This window comes from Streptomyces sp. MB09-02B (genome assembly GCF_033794485.1).
In the GTDB taxonomy this organism is placed as follows: domain Bacteria; phylum Actinomycetota; class Actinomycetes; order Streptomycetales; family Streptomycetaceae; genus Streptomyces.
Window position 1 is genome coordinate 1 of record NZ_JARGEE010000524.1, and the last position, 5,615, is coordinate 5,615.

The following is a 5,615-nucleotide window of genomic DNA, read 5'->3' on the forward strand; positions in this document are numbered from 1 at the left end:
GGGGAGAGGGCGGCGGGAGTCGGGGGCGTCGGCGTGGGGTACTTCGTGGTGGCCTGCTGCGGTTCTGTTGGCTCGTGGTGTCACGCCGAGCGTTTGCGGGTGGTCGTTTTCTTCGCCGCAGTCTTCTTCGCCGGGGTTTTCGCCGTCGCCGACTTCGTCGCTTTCGTCGATTTCGTCGTCGACGTCTTTCCGGGCGTCTGCTTCTTCGTGGCCGCCTTCTTCGTCGGCTGTGTCGATCTGGACGTCGACTTCTTGGGCGCTGCGGCCGTCTTCCTGGTGGAGGCGGTGGACTTCTTGCCGGGGGACTCCTTGGGCGTGGGGCGGGACGCGAGGTGCGTGACGTCGGCGTCGGCCTCCTCGCCCCGCGACTCCTTGGCCTCGCGCACGCTCTTCTCCAGCGCCGCCATGAGGTCGAGGACCTTGCCCTCCGCCGCCGGCATCGGAGCGCTCGGCGGCTCCTCGCCGGACGCCTTTGCCGCGATCAGCTCCTCGACCGCCTCGCGATAGTCGTCGTGGAGGGAGTCCAGGTCGACCTCTCCGAGCGTGTCCATGAGGGCGTCCGCGAGGTCGAGTTCCTTGTCGCGGACGGTGACGCTCGCGTCAGGGGCGACCCCCTCGGTCGTACGGATCTCGTCGGGCCAGAGCAGACCGTGCATGGCGAGGACGTCGTCCACCACCCGGAGCATGCCGAGCCGCTCGCGCCCCCGCAGCGCGAACTTGCAGATGGCCACCTTCCCGCTGCGCTTCAGCGCCTCACGGAGGAGGGTGTACGGCTTGGCGGCCGGGACCCCGTTCGCCGCGAGGTAGTACGCGGCGTCCACCTGAAGCGGGTCGACACTCTCGGCCGGGACGAAGCCCTCGATCTCGATCGTCTTCGCCGTGGGGATGGGCAACGACGCGAGGTCCTCGTCGGTGATCGGGATCATCGAGCCGTCGGCGTCCTCGTACGCCTTGCCGATCTCCCCCTGCGTCACCTCGCGGTCCTCCAGCTCACAGACCTTGCGGTAGCGGATGCGGCCGCCGTCCTCCAGGTGGACCTGGCGGAAGGAGACGGAGTGGCTCTCGGTCGCGTTCACCAGCTTGATCGGGATGCTGACCAGGCCGAAGGAGATGGCACCGTTCCAGATGGATCGCACGGGCAGCACGCACCTTTCGGGTCCCTGCTTCCGGTTTGTCCACACCGTAACGCCGACCAGCTGCCCCTGCCCGTCGGCCGCCGGGCACCCCGGGCACGGCGCACCGGTCAGGATTCGAGAAGCGCGGGCGGGTGGGGCGCGCCTAGCGTGAGGGCCATGGACCTCACCATCAACGCGAGCTTCCTCCCGCACGACGACCCGGACGCCTCCCTCGCCTTCTACCGCGACGTCCTCGGCTTCGAGGTGCGCAACGACGGCGGGTACGACGGCATGCGCTGGATCACGGTCGGACCGGTCGGTCAGCCGGACACGTCCATCGTCCTGGAGCCCCCGGCGGTCGACCCGTCCGTCGACGAGGACGAGCGACGCGTGATCGTCGAGATGATGGCCAAGGGGACGTACGCGCGCGTCCTCCTCACCACCGCCGACCTCGACGGCACCTTCGAGCGGCTGGAGGCGGCCGGCGCCGAGATCGTCCAGGAGCCGACGAAACAGCCGTACGGTGTCCGCGGCTTCGCCGTCCGTGATCCGGCGGGCAACCTGATCCGCGTCCACGAGGTCTGAGATCCGGAGGACCGCGGAGTCGTACGCATCGGAGGACCGTCGTAGCCGTACGCACCGGAGGACCACCGCGGCCGTACACACCGCAGGACCGCCGTAGGCATGCGAAGAGGGCCGCCGCAGCCGTACGAACGCGGGCAGTGGACGGGTGACGCCGGCGGGGGCCGTGGGACGCGGCCCCCGCCCGACAGATGGAGGAACGATGACCAAGGCCACGAGGGCGCGGACGCAGGCGCAGACTGCCGGGCCGCACGCCGCCGACAGCCATGATCTGATCCGTGTGCACGGGGCGCGGGAGAACAATCTCAAGGACGTCAGCATCGAGATCCCGAAGCGCCGGCTGACGGTGTTCACGGGGGTCTCCGGCTCGGGGAAGAGCTCGCTGGTGTTCGACACGATCGCCGCAGAGTCGCAGCGGCTGATCAACGAGACGTACAGCGCCTTCCTCCAGGGCTTCATGCCGAACCTCGCCCGGCCCGAGGTGGACGTGCTGGACGGGCTGACCACCGCGATCACCGTGGACCAGCAGCGGATGGGGTCCGATCCGCGCTCCACCGTCGGCACCGCCACCGACGCCAACGCGATGCTGCGCATCCTCTTCAGCCGGCTCGGCAGACCGCACATCGGCCCGCCCGGCGCGTTCTCCTTCAACGTCGCCTCGGTCTCGGCGAGCGGCGGTCTCACGGTCGACCGGGGCGCCGACAAGACCAAGACCGAGAAGGTGACGTTCAGCCGCACCGGCGGGATGTGCACGCACTGCGAGGGCCGGGGCACGGTCTCCGACATCGACCTCAGCCAGCTGTTCGACGACACGAAGTCGCTGTCCGAGGATCCGTTCACCATCCCCACCTACACGGGGGACGGCTGGGTCGTCCGGGTCATCGCCGAGTCGGGCTTCTTCGACAAGGAGAAGCCGATCCGGGAGTACACCAAGAAGGAGCGGCACGACTTCCTGTACCGCGAGCCGACCAAGGTGAAGGTCAACGGCGTCAACCTCACCTACGAGGGCCTGATCCCGAAGATCCAGAAGTCGTTCCTCTCCAAGGACCGCGAGTCGATGCAGCCGCACATCCGGGCCTTCGTCGACCGGGCGGTCACCTTCGCCATGTGTCCCGACTGCGACGGAACCCGGCTGAGCGAGCTGGCCCGCTCCTCACGGATCGGCAAGCTCAACATCGCGGAGGCCTGCGCGATGGAGATCCGTGACCTCGCCGACTGGGCGCGCGGGATCGAGGACGCGTCGGTGGCGCCGCTGCTCGCCAAGCTGCACTACACGCTCGACTCGTTCGTGGAGATCGGCCTCGGCTACCTCTCGCTCGACCGCGCCTCCGGCACCCTCTCCGGCGGCGAGGCGCAGCGGACGAAGATGATCCGCCATCTCGGCTCCTCGCTCACCGATGTCACGTACGTCTTCGACGAGCCGACCATCGGGCTGCACCCGCACGACATCGAGCGGATGAACAACCTGCTGCTGCGGCTGCGCGACAAGGGCAACACGGTGCTGGTGGTGGAGCACAAGCCGGAGACGATCGCCATCGCCGACCATGTCGTGGACCTCGGGCCCGGCGCCGGTACGGCGGGCGGCACGGTCTGCTTCGAGGGCACCCTGGAGGGGCTGCGGGCGAGCGACACCGTCACCGGACGTCACCTCGGCGACCGGGCCGCACTGAAGGAGTCGGTGCGCAAGCCCACGGGCGCGCTGGAGATCCGCGGCGCCTCGGCGAACAACCTCCGCGACGTCGACGTCGACATCCCGCTCGGTGTGCTCACCGTCGTCACCGGGGTCGCCGGTTCCGGGAAGAGCTCGCTCGTGCACGGGTCGATGGCCCGACAAGCGGGGGCGGAAGGTGTGGTGTCGGTCGACCAGACCCCGATCCGCGGCTCCCGGCGCAGCAACCCGGCGACGTACACCGGGCTGGCCGACCCGATCCGCAAGGCCTTCGCCAAGGCCAACGGGGTCAAGCCGGCGCTGTTCAGCGCCAACTCCGAGGGCGCCTGCCCCACCTGCAACGGCGCCGGTGTCATCTACACCGACCTGGCGATCATGCAGAGCGTCGCCACGACGTGCGAGGAGTGCGAGGGGAAGCGGTTCGAGGCGTCGGTGCTGGAGTACCGCTTCGGCGGCCGGGACATCAGCGAGGTGCTCGCGATGTCGGTGACCGAGGCCGAGGCCTTCTTCGGCGAGGGTGAGGCGCGCACCCCGGCCGCCCACCGGATCGTCGAGCGGATGGCGGACGTCGGGCTCGGCTACCTCACCCTCGGCCAGCCGCTCACCACGCTCTCCGGCGGTGAGCGCCAGCGGCTGAAGCTGGCCACCCACATGGGTGACAAGGGCGGGGGTCGGAACGTCTTCGTACTCGACGAGCCGACCACCGGTCTCCACCTCGCCGACGTGGAGCAACTGCTCGGGCTGCTCGACCGGCTGGTCGACGCCGGCAAGTCGGTGATCGTCATCGAGCACCACCAGGCGGTCATGGCGCACGCCGACTGGATCATCGACCTCGGCCCCGGCGCCGGCCACGACGGCGGACGGATCGTCTTCGAGGGCACCCCGGCCGACCTGGTCGCGGCCCGCTCCACCCTCACGGGCGAGCATTTGGCCGCGTACGTGGGCGCCTGAGGGCGGACGGGGGCACGCGCACGGCCGTGGGAGCTGAGCGCGGCCGGGTGCGGGGCGCGGCCGGGTGCGGGGCGCGGGACCGCCTCAAGGGCTTGGGGGCCGCCTCGGAGGCTTCCGGGGACGCTCCGCCCTCACCTCCCCCGTCGGCGGGTGCGGGTGCGTGGGGGCTGGTCGCGCAGTTCCCCGCGCCCCTGAAAAGCACGGGCTGCGCCCCGTGCTTTTCTGGGCCCGCAGGGACCTGATGCTTCCAGCGACGCGGGGAACTCCGCGAGAAGCCCCAGCCACCCGCCCCCGGCGACGAACTCCGCCGCGGCCGTTCTCCCCCTTCATCCGCTTCATCTGCTTCATCCTTTTCATCCTCTTCACCACCGAATCATGGGATTCTTGCTCCCATGACACCGATCACCGAGGTGGAGGGCCACAGGGTCGCCCTCTCCAATCTGGAGAAGGTCCTCCACCCGGCGACGGGGTTCACCAAGGGTGAGTTGCTGCACTACTACGCCACGACGGCGGACGCCCTGCTGCCGCATCTGCGCGACCGCCCGGTCTCCTTCCTCCGTTACCCGGACGGGCCCGGCGGCCAGGTCTTCTTCACCAAGAACGTGCCGCCGGGCACCCCGGACTGGGTCACCACCGCCGAGGTGCGGCGGATGGAGGGGCCGGCCCGGATGGTGCTCGTCCAGGACCTGGCGAGTCTGATGTGGGCCTCGAACCTGGTCGTCGAGTACCACACCCCGCAGTGGACCGTCCGCACGTCCGACGAGGCCGACCGGCTGGTGTTCGACCTGGACCCGGGGTCGCCCGCGACGGTCGTCGAGTGCTGCGAGGTCGCCTGCTGGCTCCGGGAGCGGCTCGCGGCGGACGGCATCGAGGTGTACGCGAAGACGTCCGGGTCGAAGGGGCTGCATCTGCTGGCGGCGGTGCGCGGGGCGTCCTCGGAGCGGGTCTCGGAGTACGCCAGGGAACTCGCCGTCGAGGCGGAGCAGGCGATGCCCCGCCGGGTCGTCCACCGGATGACCCGGAGTCTGCGCCCCGGCAAGGTCTTCGTCGACTGGAGCCAGAACGCCGCCCGCAAGACCACGGCCGCGCCCTACACCCTGCGGGCCCGCCCCGAGCCGACCGTCTCCGCGCCGGTGACCTGGACCGAGGTCGAGGAGTGCGCCTCCCCCGGCGTGCTGGTCTTCCGCGCCCCGGACATCGCGCCCCGCCTGCAGGACTACGGCGACCTGCTGGCACCCCTCCTGGACCCGGAGGCCGCGCGCCCCCTGCCGTGACGCGGCCCACCGCCGGGCACACCC

Annotated in this window: 4 protein-coding genes; 3 read left to right on the top strand and 1 reads right to left on the bottom strand. The window is 70.4% G+C overall.

What is annotated here, in order from left to right:
• Positions 1-80: 80 nt before the first annotated feature.
• Positions 81-1,145, bottom strand: coding sequence for a Ku protein (locus P1P70_RS39675; protein ID WP_319246573.1), 1,065 nt, complete (start codon positions 1,143-1,145; stop codon positions 81-83).
• A gap of 147 nt (positions 1,146-1,292) precedes the next feature.
• Here P1P70_RS39675 and P1P70_RS39680 point away from each other — a divergent pair, with 147 nt between their 5' ends.
• The 3 genes from P1P70_RS39680 (at position 1,293) to ligD (ending at position 5,591) form a co-directional block, all read left to right on the top strand.
• Positions 1,293-1,700, top strand: a complete 408-nt coding sequence (locus P1P70_RS39680) for a VOC family protein (RefSeq protein ID WP_319246576.1) — start codon at positions 1,293-1,295, stop codon at positions 1,698-1,700.
• Between the two features lie 199 nt (positions 1,701-1,899).
• Positions 1,900-4,317: an excinuclease ABC subunit UvrA gene (locus P1P70_RS39685; RefSeq protein ID WP_319246578.1), complete on the top strand. Its 2,418-nt coding sequence runs from the start codon at positions 1,900-1,902 to the stop codon at positions 4,315-4,317.
• Positions 4,318-4,709: 392 nt separating this feature from the next.
• On the top strand, positions 4,710-5,591 hold the full coding sequence (gene ligD / locus P1P70_RS39690; RefSeq protein ID WP_319246581.1) for a non-homologous end-joining DNA ligase: 882 nt from the start codon (positions 4,710-4,712) through the stop codon (positions 5,589-5,591).
• Positions 5,592-5,615 lie beyond the last annotated feature (24 nt).

Coding starts and splice junctions, on each gene's coding strand:
- P1P70_RS39685 (WP_319246578.1), top strand. CDS start 1,900: ATGACCAAGGCCACGAGGGCGCGGACGCAGGCGCAGACTGCCGGGCCG.
- ligD (WP_319246581.1), top strand. CDS start 4,710: ATGACACCGATCACCGAGGTGGAGGGCCACAGGGTCGCCCTCTCCAAT.
- P1P70_RS39680 (WP_319246576.1), top strand. CDS start 1,293: ATGGACCTCACCATCAACGCGAGCTTCCTCCCGCACGACGACCCGGAC.